This window comes from Paeniglutamicibacter sp. NPDC091659 (genome assembly GCF_044756805.1).
Lineage (GTDB): Bacteria > Actinomycetota > Actinomycetes > Actinomycetales > Micrococcaceae > Paeniglutamicibacter.
On sequence record NZ_JBIVTO010000003.1, the window covers coordinates 157800 to 178757 of the forward strand.

Genomic DNA, 20958 nt, shown 5'->3' on the forward strand with positions numbered 1-20958 from the left:
GTGGTCGCGGATTAAATTGCTACGCAATACCTCAGGTGAGTGGCTGTAGAGTTTTCCTCTTGCTTCTGAGGCCCATGAGGATGAGATCCACGAGCACGAACGCTGCGAGGCTGATCCCCATCAGGGGTAGGAACAACCCGACTCCCAGCGCCACGGCAAGAACAAGTACGGTTCCCCACCAAGGGGCGCGTCGCAGCGCGCCTCCTGCCGGCGGGTTGCCCATTCGTTGCGCCGGGTTCTTGGTGGGGCGCCGCTTCCACCACATGATGTACCCAAGTACGACCATCGCGGCGATGGATGAGGCCACCAGGAACAGGATGATCTGGTTGGGGAGCCCGAACATGGATCCCATGTGGGTATCGATGCCCCAGCGGGTTAGTTTCGACGCAAGGTTGAAATCCTTGAAGTCGACACGGTCGACCACGTCCAGGGTTTGCCCGTTGATGGAGACCGCGTCAACTTCGGTGGGGTAGGAACGCTGGATTTCCTGGACGACCCAGGCCTTGCCTTCGGCTGTCGGCGGTTTGATTTCCACCCGTCCGGTGTTGACGTTCACTCCACGAGCGATGGATAGCATCGTGTCGAAGGCAGCGGGGTCCACGGCTCCTGTAGAGGGTGCCGAAGGCGCCTGGTGATGCGAGTGTTCTCCACCGGAGGCTTGGGGAGCCTCGGTGAGGTTGGTGCTCACCGAGGGGGTCTTCCAATTGAGCGCGGTGCGAAGGCCGCTGACGTTGGCGCCGCCGTAGGTCGACCAGGTGATTCCGGTGACCGAGAGGAAGAGCACAAAAACGAGGATCCAAATGCCGAGGGAACCGTGCCAGCTGACCAGTCGTCGGTATCCCTTGGCCTTGCTGTTGGGGCGAAGGAGATCCTTTTTCCTGTTGGTTCTGGTGAATCGCGTGATCCAGAGGCCCAGGCCGGCCAGAGCGATGATGCCCAACCATGACGCGGCCAATTCGCTATACAGGCGTCCCGGTTCGCCGAGTTGCAGGTTGCTGTGCAGCTGGTCGATCCATGTCCGTAGCGGCAGCGCCCCACTCGATCCGTAGGCGGTGAGATCTCCACGGACCTCAGCGGTGGCGGGGTCGATGAAGAGGGCCCTGGTTTCACTGGGACCGAGGTTTTCCCCGGCATACATCACCCGCGTGGTGTCCCCGGGCTTCGGTGCGGGACGCACGGCCACGGGGCTTTCCGCGTTGTTGAGGTATGCGTTGGCCGCCTCAACCTGGGCCGCCAAGGGCAGGTAGGCCTCGGCGGTGGGTGCGTGGAGTTCCTTTGCGTACACGACCTGTTCCACTTGCGGGGCCAGAGCGTAGAGTGCGCCGCTGAGTGCGGCGACGAGGATGAACGGGCCGATGAAGATTCCTGCATAGAAGTGCAGGCGCAGCAGGAATTGGCCGAACCATCCCTTGCGGGAAGCTCCCGTTGAGGGTGCAGGTTGTGGTGCCCCGGGTTCCGGGGTTGTCGCGTCCAGGAGAGTCATGAGAAGTCCTTGAAGTGGGAAGAATTTAAGTGGAGAGGGTTTCGCCGATGCATTGGCCCTGGGGCGCATCCCGGCGGAATGAGAAACGTTGCGGAGTTGACGGCAATGTTTCTTCCGCTCAGGAGGGCAGCACGAATGGACCCCGGGATCAGGGCTCGGCGAGGGGAAAGCATGAGTCAACGGTTGCTGCAACTGCAACTGCGAGTGGCGGAGGCCAGCCACGACCAAGCGTCGTCGCATCGAGGGTGCGAACACTCGCGACTTACACGCCGATGCGGCTGAATGGACGCGGCTAGGAGCGACGAAGGCCGATGTCACGGTCATGATGCGTCGGCACTAGCAAGGAGCCAAGGCGCTCGGAAACAATCAGGCCCGGGAGGGGCCGACAAATCCGGGACCACGCAGAAGGAGTCGCTGGGCGCAGCCCAAGGACGGCAAACGATTCATGTCCAAGCCATGGGCATGGCAACAAGAATCGCTGGTTGAGTCACACCAGCAAAAGGGCTGGAGGCCCTCGTCTTGCCACGCAATTTACATAGACAGCCGAAATGAATGCCAGCGGTTCCGTCCGACGCACGAGGGGGCGCCGGGACACCACGGGGATGCGGATAGCGGCGATCAAGAACCGCAGAAGTCCCAGGAAGAACAGGTCAACCAAGCCGGCGAGACTGAACAGTATCGATTCGCCGCGGTGGAGCACTAGTACCGTGGCGATGGCGGCGACCACGTGGGCCAGCAGCATGGGGTCGCCATGTGTAAGGTGGCTTGCCTCCAGGGCAATTGGCGACGTCGTGGTGGCAGTGTGCATGAGATGTTCATGTTGTGCGGCCATTGCCGTGCCGTTACTCTGGCCAGCGCCCAAGGAGAACAGCCCGTGGAAGAAGAACTGGCTAAATGCCACGGCAAGCGACAACCTGAAGATCGAAAAACGTCGCCCGCTCAGCAAGATACACACCTGGACGGAGACCGCCAACGGCAACATGACGCCCAGGAGATCCGGCACCTGGCCACCAGCCAAGACATGCGAACACAGAGCCACCATTGTCGCGAACAACGCGGCAACAGCACCTCTCAACGCACGATCTGAACGGGACGACTTCTGCACCCGGACAGTATTCCAGAAGATCGGAATGGCTCGTGCATTGATTTCGAAACAAAGCGAGTGGACGTGGTCGGTTTTTCTGGGAAAGGCCGAGCGCGACGAATCCCATCTGTCTTTTACCGAGGTCTGCCAGAAATGCCGCCGCATGCAATATGGGATTCCCCGCCCGGGGGTCACCCTGGCTGTTGTCGGTTCAGCCTCCGGCTGTCTGGGAGACGGAAAGGTCGCTCCACAAATCGCGGCGGGTTGAATCCAGGGTGTCTTGCGCCCACCTGCCCATGGTCGAGTAGGCAGCGTCGCGGATGCCGCTCGGGGAGAGGAAGATGTCGTGGAAGGCCCCGTCGATGCGACGGATGCAAACTTCCCGGCCGAGGTCCACGGCGCGCGCCGCGACCGCCTGGACATTTAGTGCCACGTCTGCGGCTTTGGCGTTCTCGCTCCAGCGCGGCTGGAGGTAACTCTTTTGCGAAAGCATCACCAGGGCCGGGCAGTCCAGATTCAGTCCGCGGGCCACCCGGGCCTGTGCGGTGAACACTGCGTTGAGGAACCCCGGGGTCAGCGCGAAACCCTGTTCGGGACGCCACGCCAAGTCATAGTCCCACTCGCCGCCAAAGGCGGTGGATACGGCGCGCGTGTAGATCCCGGGATCAATGGTCGGCAAGGGCCTCGTGGGATTGATCCGGGAACCGGCGGCCAGCCACGGGGCGACGGCGGCCCGGACAATGCCGCTGGCCTGGAACTCGAGCCAGGGGCTGTTCAGTACCAAGGCGCTGACGCGTCCCGGATTGTTGCCCGCCCACAGGCTTGCAGTCAGCCCGCCGGTTGAATGCCCCAGCAGGACGAGCTCCCTGTCGTTTTCCCCGCCGCCGGCATCCTGACCCATGACGTGCAATGCTGCATCGATTTCCTCCCCGTAGTCGGCGAGGTCGGTGATGAATCCGGGGATCTGGCCGGGACGCAGGCTGCGCCCGTAGCGCCGCAAGTCGAGAGCGAAGAACCTGGCCCCGCGCGATGTCCAGAACCTGGCGAGGTCTTTTTGGAAGAAGTAGTCCGACCAGCCATGGATGTAAAGCACATCGATGTCCTGGAATTGATGCACCGGCGCCGTCGGGGCATCGGTGCAGCGAACCAACGTCGCCTCGTCGCCGCCAGGCAGAAGCAGTGTGTGCTGTTCGAACCCGGGGCCGAGCACATCGGCTATCCACTGAACCATGTTCCCTACCCTATGGCACCGGTGGCGGCATTGCCCGAAACCGGTTCGATTGCGCCGATGACGTGCAATTGCCCAATGGGGCGTGCCGGGGCGTCGTCAGCGGGAATCCCCGAACATGTGTTGGAAAGCCGCCTGAAGATTCAGGTGTCGTCGTCTTCCTGGTCGTCGGAAGCATCAAACTCGAACGCCACGGCCGATGGTTTGGCCAGTTCAAGCACCAGCGGCTTAAGCAAGACGGGTGGAACCGAAAGCCTGTTCCCGATGGCAACCAGGCCTTCATCGCGGAGGCTCTCCAACCGCCGCCAAGCCTTGGCAATGACCTGTGGGTCTCCACGTGGATCCGAATCATCGAGACCGCGTACCGGGTGCCTGAGTATCTCCACACTCAGGGGTTCGACGCCGGCCTCGAGCAGGAAGTAGCGGGTGAGATAGCCCAATTCCAAGGTGGTGTCGCGGTCATTGGTTTCCTCCGCCACGGACCGGTACATGTGCCGCGCCACCGTCCGCACGGCGGCGATGACATCGTCGGGGTTTCCCGCAAGGAACCTTTCACCGTGTTCGGTGGGGTAGGCCCGTGTCGGCGTCAAGCGGATGAGCTCGGCACCCACCAACGCATCCCAATACAGTTTGAGCCGCGCCACATGGTTGGCGTTCTTGAATACGACCGGGCCGTTTTGGGGGCGTGGCCAAGTGGACGGCGCCATTGCATCGTCCACGGCAACGACATCCAGGCTCGCGGCGGCTTCCTGGACGTGTTTGCGGTGCAGGACCCTGGTGGAGGTTGTTTCGCGTTTGTCGCCAAACCACGTCAAGAACGACCGCATCCGCGATGTTAGCTCGAGTTCCTTGACCGCTGACAAGGCTTGTTGGTCGGTAAGCCGGGGAATCTTGATCAGCGCGGCTTGGAGTTCCGGAATGCCGGAATAACGCGGGCCGGGATCGGGAATCAGGAGGCGGTCGAAGTAGCTCTTGGTCCGGCGAAACTCTTCGCTGGTGCCGCTCCATGTGCCCGTGGTACTGAGAAAACGAAGATAGGCTCCGATGACTCTCGACATGTCCCGAAAGTCACCGGGTTTCTTTGAGAACATGAAGTCGTCGATCGCGGTGGCAAATGGGTACAGGTTCAGGGCTGTGAGCTTTCGATCGCCGTTGATCGCTGCGTAGCGCCGAAGAAAGTTCGTTATTGATGACCTGAGCAGATCTTTCTGGATTTCCAGCTTCTCTTGTGTGCACCATTTCTCAAATGCACCGAGAACCCGGGGTAGCTCGCGTCGAATGCGGATGTCATCGATTGAGATGACGGCATCGGATAGGCGCCCACTCGACAGATGATCTCGGGCTGATTGGTTTTTTGCGGATTTGGGATCTTTGTCCGACATTGGCATTCCACGGGTTGAACGTAGCGGGCCAGCCCGTCAATGAAGCCCGGCCGGTGTTGCCTAGAGCGTACTGGCACGAGGTTGCAGATGGAACAGTGCGGTGGATTTTCACGCTCTTGGGCGGTCTTGCCGAAGGTGCCGTCTTTGCGTTTCGTCCTCGGCGCATCAACGGCTGGGGTCGATTCATGCCAGGATCTACCGCCTGGCGGTCTCGACTCCGGCCAGCGGGGGAGTGCCATGAATCCATCGAGCGGGGTGAAAAACAGCCTCCTACTGTGACCCGGGAACAGGGACCATCGCCGGACCGGCCCATAAGTTTCAGCGTCGAAGCCGATGTCCCGAAACCTTGGAGCGTCGGAGTGTGGCACGGGACACGCAATAATTCACTCATGACCAAATCGTTCACGCTGGTGCAGCTGAGGTATTTCGGGGCCGTGGCCAAGTTGGAGAACATGACTGCGGCCGCCGCCGAGCTAAACGTCACCCAGTCCACCCTCTCTTCGGCTCTGGGCCGCCTCGAACAGGAGCTGGGAGCCTCGCTCTTCACCCGTCTCTCCAGCAAGGGGTTGCGGTTGACGCCGGCCGGCAAACGGTTGCTTCTTGGCTCGCAGGCGTTCCTCGAGGATGCCGAGCTGCTCTACCAGTCGGTGCGGGATGAAGGGGAAGCCCTAGCCGGTGAGCTTGTGGTGGGCATCTACTTGCCTCTGGCTCCCTTCAAGGCTCCCGTGATTCTGCAGGCATTCGAGGCCGCCTATCCGAACGTGAAAGTCAGCTTCCATGAGGGGGATCAGGAGTCGCTGCGCCAGGCGCTGCTGGACGGTGTCTGCGAACTGGCGCTGATGTACGACCTCGGGGTGGGTCCCGAGTTCGGGCGTCGCGTTCTGGAACGGGTCCCTCCGCATGTGTTGGTGTCGGCGGAGCACCCTCGGGCGGCCGCGCCCGGGGAACCTGTCAGCCTGTTGGACTTTGCCGGCGAGCCGTTCATCCTGCTGGACATGATGCACACGCGGGAGTACTACCTCGACATGTTCAAGCGCGTCGGCATCAGTCCGTTGGTAAGGCATAAGGTTTCCGGCTATGAGACGGTTCGTTCGTATGTGGCCCGCGGCCACGGGTTTTCGTTGTTGAACCAGCGGTTGCTCCACGATTCCACATATGCCGGTGGCGCGGTGGTGCCGTTGCGCATCATCGAGGACCTGCCGCCGATCGAGGTGTCGCTGGTTCGTCCCCTGGGAGCCAAGCCCACCAAGAAATCAATGGCCTTTGAACAAATCTGCGAAAAGCTCTACGGGCATGGAAGCTGACCGGCGCAGGGTGGCGCGTTGATCTTCGATCGATTTTCTCGATTGGGGTAACCGAAATTCTCCGTTGGAACAATGTGACTGTGGTCACGATGATGGATGTAGGAACCTTAGAGATCGCACCGGAGGTCCCCCCTTCCGGTACCGCAGATTCAGGAGTGACGATGCAAACCAAGACCGAGCAGCCAGACGCACAACCAACGGCGGTCGAAGAACACAGGCCCGCCTCCGGAATGCAGAAGAGGGTGCTCGCCGGCGGCAGCATCGGCCAGTTCATTGAATTCTACGACTTCACCCTTTACGGGCTCTCTGCGGTCGTCCTCTCCCAACTGTTCTTCCCAGGCACCAGCGCCCTTGCAGGCCTGCTGGCCACGTTCGCCACCTTCGGCGTGGCCTTCCTGGTCCGTCCGCTGGGCGGACTGTTCTTCGGCGCATTGGGCGACAAGATCGGGCGCCGCAAGGTCCTGTTCATTACCCTGCTATCCATTGGTGCAGCCACCGCGACGATCGGGTTGCTGCCCACCCACGCGACCATCGGCGCTATGGCGCCGGTGTTGCTGGTGCTCTGCCGCATGATCCAGGGATTCTCCGCCGGCGGGGAATCGGTCGGTGCACCGGCGTTCGTGTTTGAACATGCCCCCATCAACAAGCGCGGCTTCTGGTTGAACATCACCCTTGCGGCAACGGCGCTGCCCTCGGTCTTCGGCGGCGCGCTGATCCTGGTGCTCTCGAGCTCCATGTCCTCCGAGGCCTTCATATCCTGGGGCTGGCGAATCCCGTTCCTCATCGCGCTGCCCATGGCTCTGTTCGGGCTCTGGATCCGCGCCAAGACCGAGGAATCGGACGCCTTCAAGGCGGTCCTGGCCAAGGAGCAAACCAAGGAATACAGCCCGCTCCGCGAAGCGTTCGCCGAGAACAAGGTCCGCATGCTGCAGGTGATCTTCGTGATGGGGCTGACCGCCATGGGTTTCTACTTCCTCTCCGGCTACTTCGTCTCCTACGTCCAGACCACCGGCAAGCTCAGCCGCGAGCACTCGCTGCTGGCCAACGCCGCGGCCATGCTCCTCTACGCGCTGTTGCTGCCCATCGGCGGGATGATCGGCGACAAGGTCGGTCGCAAGCCGATGCTCATCGCCGGCTCCGCGGCCCTGGCCCTGCTGGCCATCCCCTGCTTCATGCTTGTCACCAGCGGATCGCTGCCGCTGGCGATCGCCGGCCAGCTGCTCTTCGTCATCCCGATGTGCATCTACGGCGGCGGCGCGTACACCTTCTTCGTGGAAATCTTCACCACCCGCACACGATTCACCTCCGCCGCCATCAGCTACAACGTCGCCTATGCGATCTTCGGCGGATCCGCCCCGTTCATCGGCACTTTCCTGGTTGCGCAAACTGGCCTGAGCGCGGCACCCGGCTACTACATGGCGGCGGCCGCGGTGATCGTCTTCCTGCTGCTGACCCTCACCAAGGTTCCCGAAACCCGCCGCCGCGTCGGCTAGCCAAACCTGCACCACCTGCACAAACCCCTGAACCACCGCTAGGAGCACCACCCCATGAGTGACACAACATTCCTCACCGATTTCCACCACGTCGCCACCTTCGGGGCCACGGACAACAACGGCGTCGAGCGCCAGGCCGCCACCGCCGAGGACAAGCTCAGCCGCGACTGGTTCGCCGGGTTCGCCGGGGAACGCGGGTGGGAGGTGCGCGTCGACGGGATCGGGAACATGTTCGCCTTGATCGACCTGGTTCCAGGCGCCCCGTACATCCTGCTCGGCTCCCACCTGGATTCCCAGCCGCTGGGTGGACGCTTCGACGGGGCCTACGGCGTGCTGGCGGGGCTGCACGCGGCCGAACGAGTCGCCGAACAAGTGGCTGCCGAATGCTCCATCCCGGAGTTCAACCTTGCGGTGGTGAACTGGTTCAACGAGGAGGGCGGGCGCTTCGCCCCTTCCATCATGGGCTCCTCGGTCTTTGCCGGGCTCATGGACCAGGACAAGATGCTCGCGGTCAAGGACCTGGCCGGCACCACCGTCGCCGAGGCGCTGGAATCCATCGGATACCTGGGCACCGACGAACGCCCGGAACTGGCGGGCTACGCCGAGATCCACATTGAGCAGGGCCGGATCCTGGAACGCGAGGGCATCACGCTCGGTGCCGTGGACTACTCCTGGTACACCCAGAAGCTGGACATCGAGGTCCTGGGCGAACAGTCCCACACCGGGGCCACGGCCATGGCCGACCGCCACGACGCCCTGGTGGCGGCCTCCAAGGTGGTGCTGCTGGTGCACGACGTCACGGCGAAGTTCGCCGACGAGGCTCTGGTCTCCTCGGTGGGCCAGCTGACCCTGGAACCGAACTCGCCGATCGTGGTGGCGCGCCGCGTGCACCTGGTTGCAGACCTCCGCTCGGCCTCGCCGGAAATCGTCGCCGAGGCGCGGGCCTCGCTGCTGGCCGACATCGCGCAGATCGCCAAGGACCACGACATCCGCATCAACGTCAACGACTTCGACGTCCGCGGGATCCAGTACTACCCGGAGGAGGGGCTGGAGCTGACGGAAAAGGTCGCTGCGAACCTGGGTCTGGGCGTGCGCCGCATCCGCACCATGGCGGGACACGATTCGGTGGCGATGAACAGGATCGTGCCCACGGTCATGATGTTCATCCCCTCGGTGGACGGGGTCAGCCACTGCGAACGCGAATTCACGACCGACGCCGACATGGTCGCCGGCCTGCGGGCGCTGGGCGAGGTGGCCTGGGAAATGGTCCACGGGGCACTGGCCGGCGCGCCTTCCCGCGAACAGGAACCCGCACAGGCGGGCGCGGCATGAGCCCGGGCGCAAACACGGCCGTGGACTCGCTGGCCCACCTGTCCGCGACCGATGCATTGGCGGGATTCCGTGCCCTGGAGCTATCCCCGGTGGAGGTCCTGGACGCACAGATCGAACGCATCGAGGCCCACAACGGGGACAGGGACACCGGGATCAACGCCTTCACCGAGACGCTCTTCGCCACCGCCCGGCACCGGGCGGCCATGGCGGCCGACGAATACGTGCGCCTGGCCAGGGACGGCGGCCCGGTTCCCGCGCTGCTGGGCCTCACCGTGGCCGCCAAGGAAAAGCACGGCATTGCCGGGCTGAATCTCGAACAGGGGCTGGCGGCCCACCGCGGCCGCCTTGCAGAGACCGACCACCCGGTGGTGGAACGGGTGAAGATGGCGGGCGGGATCATCCACGCACGCACCACCAGTCCCGAATTCAGCTGCGCCACCACCACGCATTCGCCGATGTGGGGGACCACCCGAAATCCGTGGAACCTGCAGGCCTCGCCGGGCGGCTCCTCCGGCGGATCGGGCGCGGCATTGGCCGCCGGTTTCACCACCCTGGCCACCGCCTCCGACATTGCCGGTTCCACCCGCATCCCCGCTGGTTTCACCGGGACCGTGGGCTACAAGGCGCCCTACGGCCGGATCCCCGGATTCTCGGCGCTTGCCGCGGACTGGTACCGCGGGGACGGGCCGATGGGAAGGACCGTTGCCGACACCGCGCTGCTGGCCTCGGTCATGTCCGGCCGCCACGCGGCCGACCACGGCTCCTGGGGCGAGAACGGGATCAACCCGTTCGCCGGCGGATCCGTCGAGGGACTGCGCGTCGGGCTTTCAATCACCCTCGGCGACTACCCTGTAGCCCCCGAGATCCGCGAGAACACCCTTGCCGTGGCACGTGCGCTGGAAGCGGCCGGTGCGATCGTTGTCCCCGTCGACCTGCCCTGGACCACGGGCCGGGTCACGGAAACGACCTTTGCCCATTTCGGGCACATCCTGGGTCCGGCCATGGCCGTGGAGACCGCCGGAACCGAGGACCGGCTGGCGGCCTACACCTCGCGCTTCATGGCGGATTCCGCGGCCGCCGCCAGACGGAACACGCTGGTGGAGTCCCTCGGCATGGATGCAGCGCTGCAGGCCGAACTGGCGGCTGCCATGGCCGGTCTCGATGTCCTGCTCTGCCCGACCTCGGCCGTGACGTCGCTGGCCGCGGACGGGGACTACCTGGACGGGATCGACACAGCCGAACGTCATTTGGGCCACTACTGGGAGGCACACATGACCAGCCCCTTCAACGTGGCCAACCGCTGCCCGGTGCTCTCTGTGCCCAGCGGCATGTCCGCCGACGGGGTGCCCACCGGGATCCAGGTAGTCGGGCATCCGTTTGCCGAAGCCATGGCCTTCCGGGTGGCGGCGGTCGTCGAATCGCTGGTTCCGTCCCTGGGCAGCCCGGTGCTCGCCTAGGAACCGCGTATGCGGGTTGGGGCTGCTGCAGCGGCAGAATTCACTGTTTGTTAACCTCCCGGTGGTAATGATGATGGATGCATAATCGGGTTGAGGAAAAATGAGTTCCGGGCTGCAGCGAAGGCTGGGCACGCACGACGCGGTCATGATCGGGCTGGGATCGATGGTCGGTGCCGGACTCTTTTCCGCATTCACGCCGGCGGCTGCCTCGGCAGGGTCTGCGCTGTTGGTGTCCCTGTTCCTGGCGGCGGCACTTGCCTACGCGAATGCCCGTTCCAGCGCCCAATTGGCGGCACGGTACCCCACCTCCGGGGGGACTTACGCCTACGGCCGGGAAGTGCTCGGCCCTTGGCCCGGTTTCATCGCAGGCTGGGGCTTCGTGGTGGGCAAGACTGCCTCGGCGGCTGCCATGGCGCTCACCTTTGCCACCTATGCCGTGCCCGAATCCTGGGTCAAGCCAGCGGCCGTTGCTGCCGTGGCGCTGCTTGTTGGCGTCAACTACATGGGGGTCACCCGAACGGCGGCAGCCGCAAGACTGATCGTGACGTCGGTGCTCGCGCTTCTGGCGATTGTGGTGATCGCGATCCTCGGCGGCACCCAAGACGGGTCGACGGCCGTGGCTGGCGGGAACCCGGGCTTACTCGGGATCCTGCAGGGTGCGGGACTGCTCTTTTTCGCCTTCGCGGGATACGCACGTATCGCAACCTTAGGCGAAGAAGTGCGAGACCCCGCGAAGACAATACCTCGAGCCATCGGGTTGAGCCTCGCGATCGTTGTGGCTCTCTATGCCATTGTGGCCCTGGTGTTGCTGCATAGCCTGGGCGCCGGTGGTATCGCGGGGACCAGCAAACCGCTGGCCGCGGCGTTGGGCCAATCGTGGGCTCTGCCACTGGTGCAGGTTGCGGCGGCCTTGGCTTCGCTGGGGGCCTTGCTCGCACTCGTTGCCGGAATTGGGCGGACGGCCATGGCCATGGCTCGGGAACACGACCTGCCGCATGCATTGGCTGCCGTCCATCCGCGTTTTTCGACGCCGCACCGAGCCGAACTGACAGTGGGTGTGGCCATCGTGGTGCTCATCCTGTTTTTCGATTTGACCACGGCGATCGGATTCTCATCCTTCGGAGTGCTGGTCTACTACCTGATCGCCAATCTTTCAGCCGTCAGGCAACCGGCCGGAGAGCGGCAGAGCCCTCGGTGGGTCGGTATCGCCGGAGCCATCGGTTGCACCGTTCTTGTGGCCACGCTTCCCACCAACGCCGTCATCGGCGGTCTGATCATGTTTGCCGCTGGCGTTTGCTACAGGTTCGTGCGGCTGTCCATACAGCGGCGGGGTATCACGCTGCGGTAGCTCGATCGGGGAGATACCTCGTATATACACAAGTCGAAGGGGTGCTCCCGACCAAATCAGCCAAACTTTTCATGTATTTCCGATGACCAGAACGGTCGGAACATGAGCGAGTGTGAACGTTGTCTGAACAAGCGCATGTTGTCATTGAACCGTGCCTGAATGGGCAGAGAAGATGGTCGTGTCCGTTCGGGAAAACCCGAAAATGACCGCTCCTTTCTGATCACCCAAGGAAAATACCGTGCATTCTTCGCCACGAATCCGTAGCTCTGTTGCAGCAACCGTACTGGCACTGGCTGTTGTTGCTCCCACAGCTGCCATGGCAACGCCAACCACACCCCAGGCTCCCGTCGAAGCCAAGAAGTCCACGCAGAATTACAAGGAACTTCCATCCGGCGTCAGCAAGAAAAAGACGCTCGTCATCGGTCTGGACGGCGCCGCGGCGGCGCAGATCAACGAGACAAACACCCCGAACCTGGCCTCATTGGTCAAGAACGGCATGATTGCGAAGTCGAACCTGTACGCCAACACGATGGCGCCCACCGTTTCCGGTGCCGGCTGGTCGACGATTGCCACGGGTGTCTGGCCGGACAAGCACAAGGTACCGGATAACTCCTTCTCCAACCCGAACTACGCTCAGTACCCGGACTACCTCACCCGTCTGGAGACCGCACGCGCGCAAAGCTCAACCTTGGTTCTCGGCACCTGGTCCCCGATCCCGCAGAAGGTCTTCGGGGAGAAGACCGACCTGCGTATTGCCGGCGGGAACGATGCGGGCACCACTGCCAAGACCGTTGACTACCTGAAGAACGGCAACCCGGACAGCACCTTCGTACACCTCGACGAGATCGACGGCGCCGGACACAGCAGCGGAAGCTCCTCGGCCGCCTACGCCAAGGCTCATGCCACGGCCGATGCGCAGATCGGGCAGATCCTTGCGGCAGTTGATGAGCGCAAGACCAAGAAGAGTGAGGACTGGCTGGTTGTCATCACGGCCGACCACGGTCACACTCCCGGTGGCGGCCACGGCGGCAGCAGCACCGGCGAACGCGCGACGTTCGTGATCGCCCAGGGCAAGGGCATCGAGGCCGGCTCCGTGCGCCACGACGTCAAGATCTCGGATATCGCCCCCACGGTCTTGAAGCATCAGGGTGTTCGCATCGAAGACGAATGGCAGCTGGACGGCCAGGCAATCGGCACCATCAAGGCCGACGACTTCGATTCGTTGCGACCGCACCTCAGGACCGGTATCGATGAAACGAAGCCGGGCCCGACCACCACGGGGTGGACTACGACGGCACCGAGTGGTTGGTCGATCGACAATTCGGCCATGCCTTCCGGTGGCGTGACCGAATGGCAGGGCTGGTCGTTCGCCACTGACGAGTTCTGGACCAACACCGACCTGAACCAAGGCCGGGAAACCAGCGTGCACAACCGCAATGTCTTTGCCGTGGCCGATTCCGACGAATGGGACGACAAGGCACACGCAGCCGGACAGTTCGATTCGACGTTGATCAGCCCGAGCTACAAGGTTCGTGGCGGCAAGACTGCAACGCTGAGCTTCGCCTCGAACTACCGGATCGATGGACCGCAGAGCGGCGAGGTATTAGTCAGCTTCGACGGCGGGGAACCTCTCTTGGTGAAGTCCTACGAGAAGAACTTCAACGGGGTCGAGACCCTCGACGTCGAGGTTCCCAAGAAGGCCAAGAAAGCCAAGCTTTCCTTCCGCTACACCGGTACCAACAGCGCCTTCTGGACCGTGGACCAGGTAAGCCTGAAGAAGTAGCCGGATCCGCGGGTTGAGGGGTGCCATCCTCCGATGGCGCCCCTCAACCCGCGCTTCCAAATTCGGGAAGCCGTCGTTCTACTCGGGATTGCTTTCATCCACCGGCGACTCAGGTGGGGGAGTGCTCTTCACCCGGCTCATTGGCCCGTGCTGCCGCTGGGCCGAGGGAACCGCCCGACGCAATCTGGCGGTGAACTTCCGCAGATCCAGCAACTGTGATTCCTGGTTTGCCGCTTCGACTTCCAGCCCATAGAAGTCGCCGATGTGATCGACGAACGCCATCCTCCGGGCCTTTTCGTAGACGCGAACCTCGCGGGAGAACGCCCGATACGTGGCCCAGCAAATCAGGACCAGGACAACGCTGAAGGGCAATGCGATGATGATCGCGGCAGTCTTCAGCGCCTCCAGCCCGCCGGACAGCAAGAGCGACGCCGCCAGCAAGGACGTGGTGAGCGTGAAGAAGATCCGGATCCAGTTCTTGGGCTCGACCTCGCCACCGGTGGCGATCATGCCCATGACCAGTGCGCCGGAGTCCGCCGAGGTGACAAAGAAGATCACGATCATGATAATTGCCCCGACGGTCAGCACCGCGCCTGCGGGCAACTGGTCAAGCATGCCAAAGAGCGCGCCGGCGGTATCTACCGTCCCGTCCGGCCCGATGAGGTTTCCGGTGCCCTGCAACTGGCCGTAGATGGCAGTTCCGCCCAACACGGAGAACCACAGAATCGTCACCGCTGTCGGAACCAAGATGACGCCGGCAACGAATTGTCGGACGGTGCGTCCGCGTGAAATGCGCGCGATGAAGATGCCCACGAATGGTGCCCACGACATCCACCAACCCCAGTAGAAGGTTGTCCAGGTGCCTTGCCAGGCTTCGCCCGCCTCACCGGTGAAGGCGCTGACGTTGAACGACATGGCGAAGAAATTCTGGAGGTAGTTGCCTGTGGACTGGACGACGTTGCGCAACAGGAACTGGCTTGGCCCGACGACAAGCAGGAACAAGACGAAGACCCCGGCCAGGATGAGGTTGGTGTTGGACAGCCACTTCATGCCCTTGCCGACGCCGGAGAGCACAGAGAAAAGCACCATGGCGGTGACGACGGCGATGATCATGAGGTCGAGAAGCGTGGATTCCTCGACCAACCCGACGCTTTGGAGTCCGGCGCTGATCTGCAGCACACCAAAGCCAAGCGAAGTGGCAACGCCGAAAATGGTGCCAACGAGCGCGATGACGTCGATGGCATTGCCGAGTCCGCCGTGGACCTTGCGGCCCAACAGTGGTTCCAGGGTCCAGCGAATGGAGATCGGGCGGCCCCTGCGGTGGATGGCGTAGGCCAAGGCCAACCCGATCACCACATAGATCGACCATGCATGAACTCCCCAGTGGAGAAATGTCTGTGCTTGTGCTTGCTGGGCAAGTTCCGCGGGGATCCCGGTAACGCCTGGTTTCGGTGACGCAAAGTGGCTGAGCGGTTCGCTTACGCCGTAGAAAACCAAACCGATGCCCATGCCAGCGGCGAAAAGCAAGGCAAACCATGAACCCAGTGAAAACTCGGGTTCGTCGTCGTCTTTGCCGAGCTTGATGTCACCAAATTTTCCGAACCCCAACCACAGGCTGAATCCAACAAAGGCAGTGGCGATCAGTACGTAATACCAATTGAAATAACCAATGATCTTGGATTGAACCGAAGCGAAAAGCGCCTCCGCGGTATTGGGGGCGATCATGGCGAACGCTACAAAAACAATAATGATCAGTGCGGCAGGCCAGAATACCCACCTATGGACGCGGGGTGATGAACTTTCCGTCTTTTGTTCCGTTGTCATTTGCTGAGCCTAAGCGATCGTAGGGGGCGACCTCCAAGTAAAGTGGTTTTGCCCACCAAATTTGCAAAAAGGTTAACGAATATGTTTTGCAGAATGATTTGGTTTGAAGATACTCCGCCACGGGTTTCAACGTAAGGTCTGGATGCAAGCCGACGGAGGCCAAACCTGCCAGCAGTGGCGATGCCCAGGGGTTTGGAGGTCGCAGCGAAAAGGGGGACCGGGTGCACAAAAGATGGGGCATGGATTGGGTGAAGAAGCATTGGCCAATTGGTGTCTACGGCTAGGTACGAACTCGCGGATACCGCAGGAAAAGTTCCATCCGGCGAAGCGCAATGGCATGACTAAAACGTATGCCCTGAAGCTGGTCGCCGTGGTGAGGGTCATTGATGCTGATTTGCCTGCCTGAAGGCAAGAAGGTCTCGTAACAAACAGGGCGCATTTCGAGACCGATTCATGCACGGGAGCCCGTCATGCCAATGCCAGTGGCAGCTAGGACTGGGATTGCCTGAAATCAGTCCATACTCAGTTCAACCAGGCCGAATTGAGTGGCCCGAATCAGTGTTTGCACTCGGTCACGAACCCCGAATTTGGCCATGATGCGACTTAGATGTGCCTTGACTGTGGTTTCTGCAACGTGGAGTTCTGCCGCAATTTCCGGATTGTTTCGACCTCGGGCGAGAAGGCGGAGTACTTCTAGCTCGCGTTCGGATAAAGCGATGGGAGCCATTCCTCCCGGGGCGGATGGCTTTACGTCGTGCGCAACGCGGATTGCCTTGATGAGGTCTTGTGAGACCGAGGGGGAGATGGCAGCACTGCCATCAAAGACGGCCTTGACGGCGGCAAGAAGTTCGGCTGGTTCTGAGTCTTTGACCATGTAACCGGCGGCGCCGGCACGCAGGGCGGGAACGAGGTATTCCTCAGAGGAGAACGCCGTAACCGCGAGTACTCCGATGCCGGGGTAGCTCGTGGTGATTACTTCCGTTGCCTCAACGCCGTTCATGCGGGGCATTTGCATATCCATGAGAATGACATCCGGAGTATTCCCGGCACAGAAATTCACTGCTTCGATTCCGTTGGTGGCTTCGCCCATCCAATGGAACCCGGGGGCTGCGTCGAGAATGATCTTGAACGCCTGGCGCATCAATGGTTCATTGTCGACAACTAGAACTTGAATATCCGTCACATTTTTGAGTCTAGTGACGATTGGAAGTTTCATCCGCGTGGACGCGAAATTGACATGAAAATGTGTACAAAAGTACCTATTGACATCAGGTAATAGCTGGAACAATGAGGCCTATGACGCATAAAACTCGCATATTCGCCACTGTTGCCATGTCCGTTGCCCTGCTGATCCCAGCAGCTATCCCTGCTCAGGCCGCTCCGACCTCCACTTTGGTGGTTTCCGGACCGATCTCGCAGGGCGCCAACAATCCAGGTGTTAGCACTCTCGGAATGTCCGATGCATTCAATGACTGGGTTTGCCGCAATCTTGGGGCCTTGTGCCGCTAACACACCTTGAGTTGGGGGTCCGCTGACTTGGGCCCCCAACTCATAGACAATGGAGGGGTGAAACTTTCGTTGCCCTTCCTATCTGGTCCTGCAGAAGCCGCTTCGTCGTATCCGATTGGACGAAAGTTCCTCTTGGTCGCGAGCGGCATTGCTGTGCTTCTTTTGGGCACCGATGTTCTAACTTTTTTGGGCGCAACCGATCCCGTGGTGGCCCAACGCGCCGGCCTCTCCGTGCTAGTGAGCGCTTTGTTTGTCGCTGCCTTGGGTTTGCTCTGGACCCGAACCACTTATGCTGTGATCGTCTCCATGATTGCCATGGTCGCAAGTGTTTGGGCGGGACAGTATCTTTTTGCGCTCTTTGTCGTTCCGTTCCTGGTCGGCATGATTACGCTTGCTGAAGACCGCAAGTACTCCATGCGCTTCTTTGGTGTGACCGTGCTGTGGGTCGTGTCGATCGCCGTGGTTCGTCCACTGGACATCGGTTTCTTGGCCCTGATTCTCCCTTTGCTCGGTCTGGCCTACGTGATTGCTTACGTTTCTCGGAAAATTCAAGCCCAGCGGGAAGCCGACAGGGCGCGCATGGCTGAACTCCGCCGCAAGCAACAAGAAGCCGTGGAGGCTGAACGAAAGGCGATCGCGCGGGATCTTCACGATATCGTCGCCCATGACATAACGGTCATTTCCATGCAGGCCAAGGCGGCTGAATTTTCCGGAGACCCTGTGGTGGCCCAGGCCGCGTTGAAGGTTATCGGCGCCACCTCCAAGGAAGCGCTCCAGGATCTCCGTGTTATGCTCAACGTTTTGCGCAGTGATGGCTCTGCCACCCGGGTTGACGGTTCCCTTGTTGATTCTGCCGGCAACGCGGCCAGTAGCCTCGAAATTCTTATTGGCGTCGAAATTTTCGCGGAACGTCTTGTGGATCTCGGGCATCCGACGAAAACAGCGGCGGATCCGCGCCTTTCAGGCCTGCCGCAGTCGGCGCAGGCCGCGCTTTACCGGATCCTCCAGGAATCGACGACCAATATCGTCAAGCACGCGGATCGGAATTCGGAGTGCCGGATTGAAGCGCTGATCGATGATGATCGCGTATGGCTCGAAGTCGCGAACCAGCTTCCGAAAAACATGGCATATGAGGGCCTCGTGCGGAGCGAGCACAGCTCTGGAATTGTCGGAATGACGGACAGGATGGCCGCCTTCGGAGGAACGCTCACGGCCAGGCGTCAGCGCGGTGACTGGGTCGTTCGTGCCGAGTTGCCCGCCGATATTATCGATTTCGAACGTACTCGGCTCGGGGAAGTGACCCCTAGCACGGAAAACAACTGAGGCAACCTCAGTAACTATGGTCAAAAGTCCAATGTGCAGCATCGATGAGGTCTATAAAGTTATTTATAGATCGACGGAACGGTTGGTCACAGGAAATCTGAAGAACGTTTTGCGAGTGGCGTTCTAAAGATTTTTTATCCAGCACGCCAGACGACGCCAATACTGCGAACCATTCCCCCAAGCTGGTTCGCACCCAGGGATACGCACAAGTACTTTCCCCCAAGCAGTACTTTTGTGAATGATTCCCCCGGGTTGCTGCAACCCCAAGTGCAGCAGCCCACGGCGTCGTCAGGCGTGCTGATGACTTTAACGGGCAAACCCCGGGTGAATGCGGTGATCGGCATCACGTGAATGGTCGGGAATGATTCGGGCGGTTGTACGGGTTCAACCTAAGGACAACCCCAAACGAATCACAAGGAGATTTTCCGTGAGCCTGGAAACCACCGAATCCATTTACTCGAATCTGGCGATTGACAGCGAAACCGCTGACAAGCTTTTCCTCGAGGCGCGCACGGCAAACACCTTCTCCGATGAAACTGTTTCCGACGAAGCGCTCAACACCATCTACGAGCTCACCAAGATGGGCCCGACCATGATGAACAACCAGCCGTTGCGCATCACTTGGATCAAGAGCCAGGAAGCTCGCGAGGCAGTTGTCGCACACATGATGGAAGGCAACCGCGCCAAGTCGCTGGCCGCGCCGGCGCTTGCCGTCCTGAGCTACGACGCCGACTGGCACGAGCAGTTCTCGGAGTTCTTCCCGCATGCGCCCGAGCGCAAGGCCATGTTCGACGAGGACGCCGTCATGCGTGCCGAAATCGCCAAGAACAACGCCTGGATGCAGTCCGGGTACTTCATCATGGCTGTTCGCGCTGCAGGCCTGCACGCCGGCCCGATGGGCGGCTTCAACCCGGCCGGCGTGGACACCGTGGTAAACGCCGGCAAGGCCCACCACTCGTTCCTGATCGTCAACGTCGGCACCCCGGGCGAAAACCCCTGGTTCGACCGCCTGCCGCGTCTCGACGCAGACATCGCCACCAGCAGCATCTAAGTTCCCTGCGGCTTCGAGACAGAAGCCCAGCATGAAATGAGGCCACGATCGCTTGAAAGCGGTCGTGGCCTCATTTCATGCCCAAGCGAAATCTAGCCGAGGACCTCTGCGGCGACCCGTGTCAGCGCGCGTTCAAGCGGAGCACGCAGAACACGGGGCACGCGCAAGTGCTTGCCGATCCGGACCATGCCCTCGGATTCCAGGGCGCGCAGGATTGCTTCGGCACCGGGGATGGTCTTCTCGAAAAGCGGCTGCAGGTGGGCCTGCTCGGGTTCAAGATCGTCAACGGTTGGAAAGTGGAAGGCAACTTCGGTGCGCGGCGGGTTGTTGGAGCCTGCCTTGCTCATTAGGGCCGCCGCCATCTGGGTGATGGTGTGATCGTTCTCCGGGCCGATGGCGTTGAGCAGCACGTGCGCGTAGATACCCTCCGCGGTGATGTCCTTGATGCCACGGGCGCTGAACCCGGAGTTGGCTGCGAGCGCTTCCGCCACCACCGGCGTGGGCACTGCCTTGTCATCCTGCTTGGTGAGCATGCCGGCGCGCAGCAACGCGTCCCAGTAGGCGCCCAGCTTGGGAAGGTGGGCCAGCGAACCCACGGCCGTCCCTGCCTCGGGAACCCAGTGGAAGGATTCCGGCTGTGCGTCGGCGTCGAAAACGACATCGATCCCGATCGCCGCTGCCGCGGAGACCAGTTCCGACTCCTTCAACAGGCCGTTTGGTTGCACCGCCCGGCCCTCGCCGACCCAGGCAAGGAGCTGTCGGGCCGTTGCAACCATGGGAAGCTTCGACCATTTTTCATCGGCGGTCGCCTCGTCGAGTTCCGGAACCGCAATGGGGGACTCGCCGCTCTGGGCGGAAATCAATCCGAACACGGCCTTGAACTCCTCGACCGTTCCGCTCCACAGGCCGGTCTCGGCCAGGAACAAGACGAACTCCTTGAGGATGCTGGCGCAGGCGATGGCAACGTCCTCGCCGATGGCGCGCAGGTCGCCGAACTGGATGGCCAGGGCGTCGTGTTCCAGTTCCGTCACGGAAACCTGGTTGCGCAGGCGCGAGTGCACCGTCAGCAGGGTGACCAGGCCCTCGATGCCGGCTTCGGTGTCGGCGGCGGTGTGTCGTTCGTTGAAGAACGCACGCAACTGCGCGGCGTACCGTGCCATGGCATTGCGCACCGGCTGCTCGAAGACGGAAGCCCCGTCGCTGGTGCGACGTGCCGGGTGTCCACTGCGTGACTTCGCGGCGGGGGACTTGGACTTGGATTTCGACATGACGTGGTTTCCTAGGGATCGACAGGGTTCTGATTGCTAATGACTATTGTGGCGACCAGTGGCCGCATCGTTGTGCCGGGGCACGCTGC

Annotated in this window: 15 protein-coding genes; 8 read left to right on the forward strand and 7 right to left on the reverse strand. The window is 61.6% G+C overall.

Features of this window, described 5'->3' with window-relative positions:
* Positions 1 to 31 precede the first annotated feature (31 nt).
* The 4 genes from ACIQLF_RS08290 to ACIQLF_RS08305 form a co-directional block, all read right to left on the reverse strand.
* A complete protein-coding gene (locus ACIQLF_RS08290) occupies positions 32 to 1483 on the reverse strand; it encodes a PepSY-associated TM helix domain-containing protein (protein ID WP_400296706.1) in 1452 nt (483 codons plus the stop codon).
* A 487-nt stretch (positions 1484 to 1970) separates the two neighbouring features.
* Positions 1971 to 2732 carry a hypothetical protein gene (locus ACIQLF_RS08295; RefSeq protein WP_400296708.1) on the reverse strand — a complete coding sequence of 254 codons (762 nt, stop codon included), beginning with the start codon at positions 2730 to 2732 and terminating at the stop codon, positions 1971 to 1973.
* Between the two features lie 46 nt (positions 2733 to 2778).
* The gene (locus ACIQLF_RS08300) at positions 2779 to 3798 is read right to left on the reverse strand and encodes an alpha/beta hydrolase (protein WP_400296710.1); all 1020 of its coding nucleotides are present in this window, start codon (positions 3796 to 3798) and stop codon (positions 2779 to 2781) included.
* A 140-nt stretch (positions 3799 to 3938) separates the two neighbouring features.
* The gene (locus tag ACIQLF_RS08305) at positions 3939 to 5177 is read right to left on the reverse strand and encodes a hypothetical protein (RefSeq protein ID WP_400296712.1); all 1239 of its coding nucleotides are present in this window, start codon (positions 5175 to 5177) and stop codon (positions 3939 to 3941) included.
* A gap of 389 nt (positions 5178 to 5566) precedes the next feature.
* Between ACIQLF_RS08305 and ACIQLF_RS08310 the strand changes: the two genes are divergently transcribed.
* From ACIQLF_RS08310 to ACIQLF_RS08335, 6 genes are all read left to right on the forward strand, one after another.
* Positions 5567 to 6481 (forward strand): LysR family transcriptional regulator, encoded by a 915-nt coding sequence (locus ACIQLF_RS08310; RefSeq protein WP_400296713.1) that lies wholly within the window; start codon positions 5567 to 5569, stop codon positions 6479 to 6481.
* Between the two features lie 161 nt (positions 6482 to 6642).
* Positions 6643 to 7974 carry an MFS transporter gene (locus ACIQLF_RS08315; RefSeq protein WP_400296715.1) on the forward strand — a complete coding sequence of 444 codons (1332 nt, stop codon included), beginning with the start codon at positions 6643 to 6645 and terminating at the stop codon, positions 7972 to 7974.
* Between the two features lie 54 nt (positions 7975 to 8028).
* Positions 8029 to 9306, forward strand: coding sequence for a M20 family metallo-hydrolase (locus ACIQLF_RS08320; protein ID WP_400296718.1), 1278 nt, complete (start codon positions 8029 to 8031; stop codon positions 9304 to 9306).
* Positions 9303 to 10763: an amidase gene (locus ACIQLF_RS08325; RefSeq protein WP_400296721.1), complete on the forward strand. Its 1461-nt coding sequence runs from the start codon at positions 9303 to 9305 to the stop codon at positions 10761 to 10763. Before ACIQLF_RS08320 ends, ACIQLF_RS08325 begins: the two co-directional genes overlap by 4 nt.
* Before the next feature lie 100 nt (positions 10764 to 10863).
* A complete protein-coding gene (locus ACIQLF_RS08330; RefSeq protein WP_400296723.1) occupies positions 10864 to 12111 on the forward strand; it encodes an APC family permease in 1248 nt (415 codons plus the stop codon).
* A 238-nt stretch (positions 12112 to 12349) separates the two neighbouring features.
* The gene (locus ACIQLF_RS08335) at positions 12350 to 13894 is read left to right on the forward strand and encodes an alkaline phosphatase family protein (protein WP_400296726.1); all 1545 of its coding nucleotides are present in this window, start codon (positions 12350 to 12352) and stop codon (positions 13892 to 13894) included.
* Positions 13895 to 13972: 78 nt separating this feature from the next.
* Here the strand turns inward: ACIQLF_RS08335 and ACIQLF_RS08340 are convergent, their stop codons facing one another.
* Positions 13973 to 15718, reverse strand: a complete 1746-nt coding sequence (locus tag ACIQLF_RS08340) for a BCCT family transporter (RefSeq protein WP_400296728.1) — start codon at positions 15716 to 15718, stop codon at positions 13973 to 13975.
* Positions 15719 to 16229: 511 nt separating this feature from the next.
* Positions 16230 to 16901 (reverse strand): response regulator, encoded by a 672-nt coding sequence (locus ACIQLF_RS08345; protein ID WP_400296730.1) that lies wholly within the window; start codon positions 16899 to 16901, stop codon positions 16230 to 16232.
* Positions 16902 to 17284: 383 nt separating this feature from the next.
* Here ACIQLF_RS08345 and ACIQLF_RS08350 point away from each other — a divergent pair, with 383 nt between their 5' ends.
* Positions 17285 to 18550, forward strand: a complete 1266-nt coding sequence (locus tag ACIQLF_RS08350; RefSeq protein ID WP_400296732.1) for a sensor histidine kinase — start codon at positions 17285 to 17287, stop codon at positions 18548 to 18550.
* A 427-nt stretch (positions 18551 to 18977) separates the two neighbouring features.
* Positions 18978 to 19601 (forward strand): malonic semialdehyde reductase, encoded by a 624-nt coding sequence (locus ACIQLF_RS08355; RefSeq protein WP_400296734.1) that lies wholly within the window; start codon positions 18978 to 18980, stop codon positions 19599 to 19601.
* A gap of 92 nt (positions 19602 to 19693) precedes the next feature.
* Here ACIQLF_RS08355 and ACIQLF_RS08360 read toward each other — a convergent pair whose 3' ends face one another.
* Complete coding sequence (locus ACIQLF_RS08360; RefSeq protein WP_400296736.1) at positions 19694 to 20869, reverse strand: hypothetical protein; 1176 nt, start codon at positions 20867 to 20869, stop codon at positions 19694 to 19696.
* Positions 20870 to 20958: the final 89 nt, after the last annotated feature.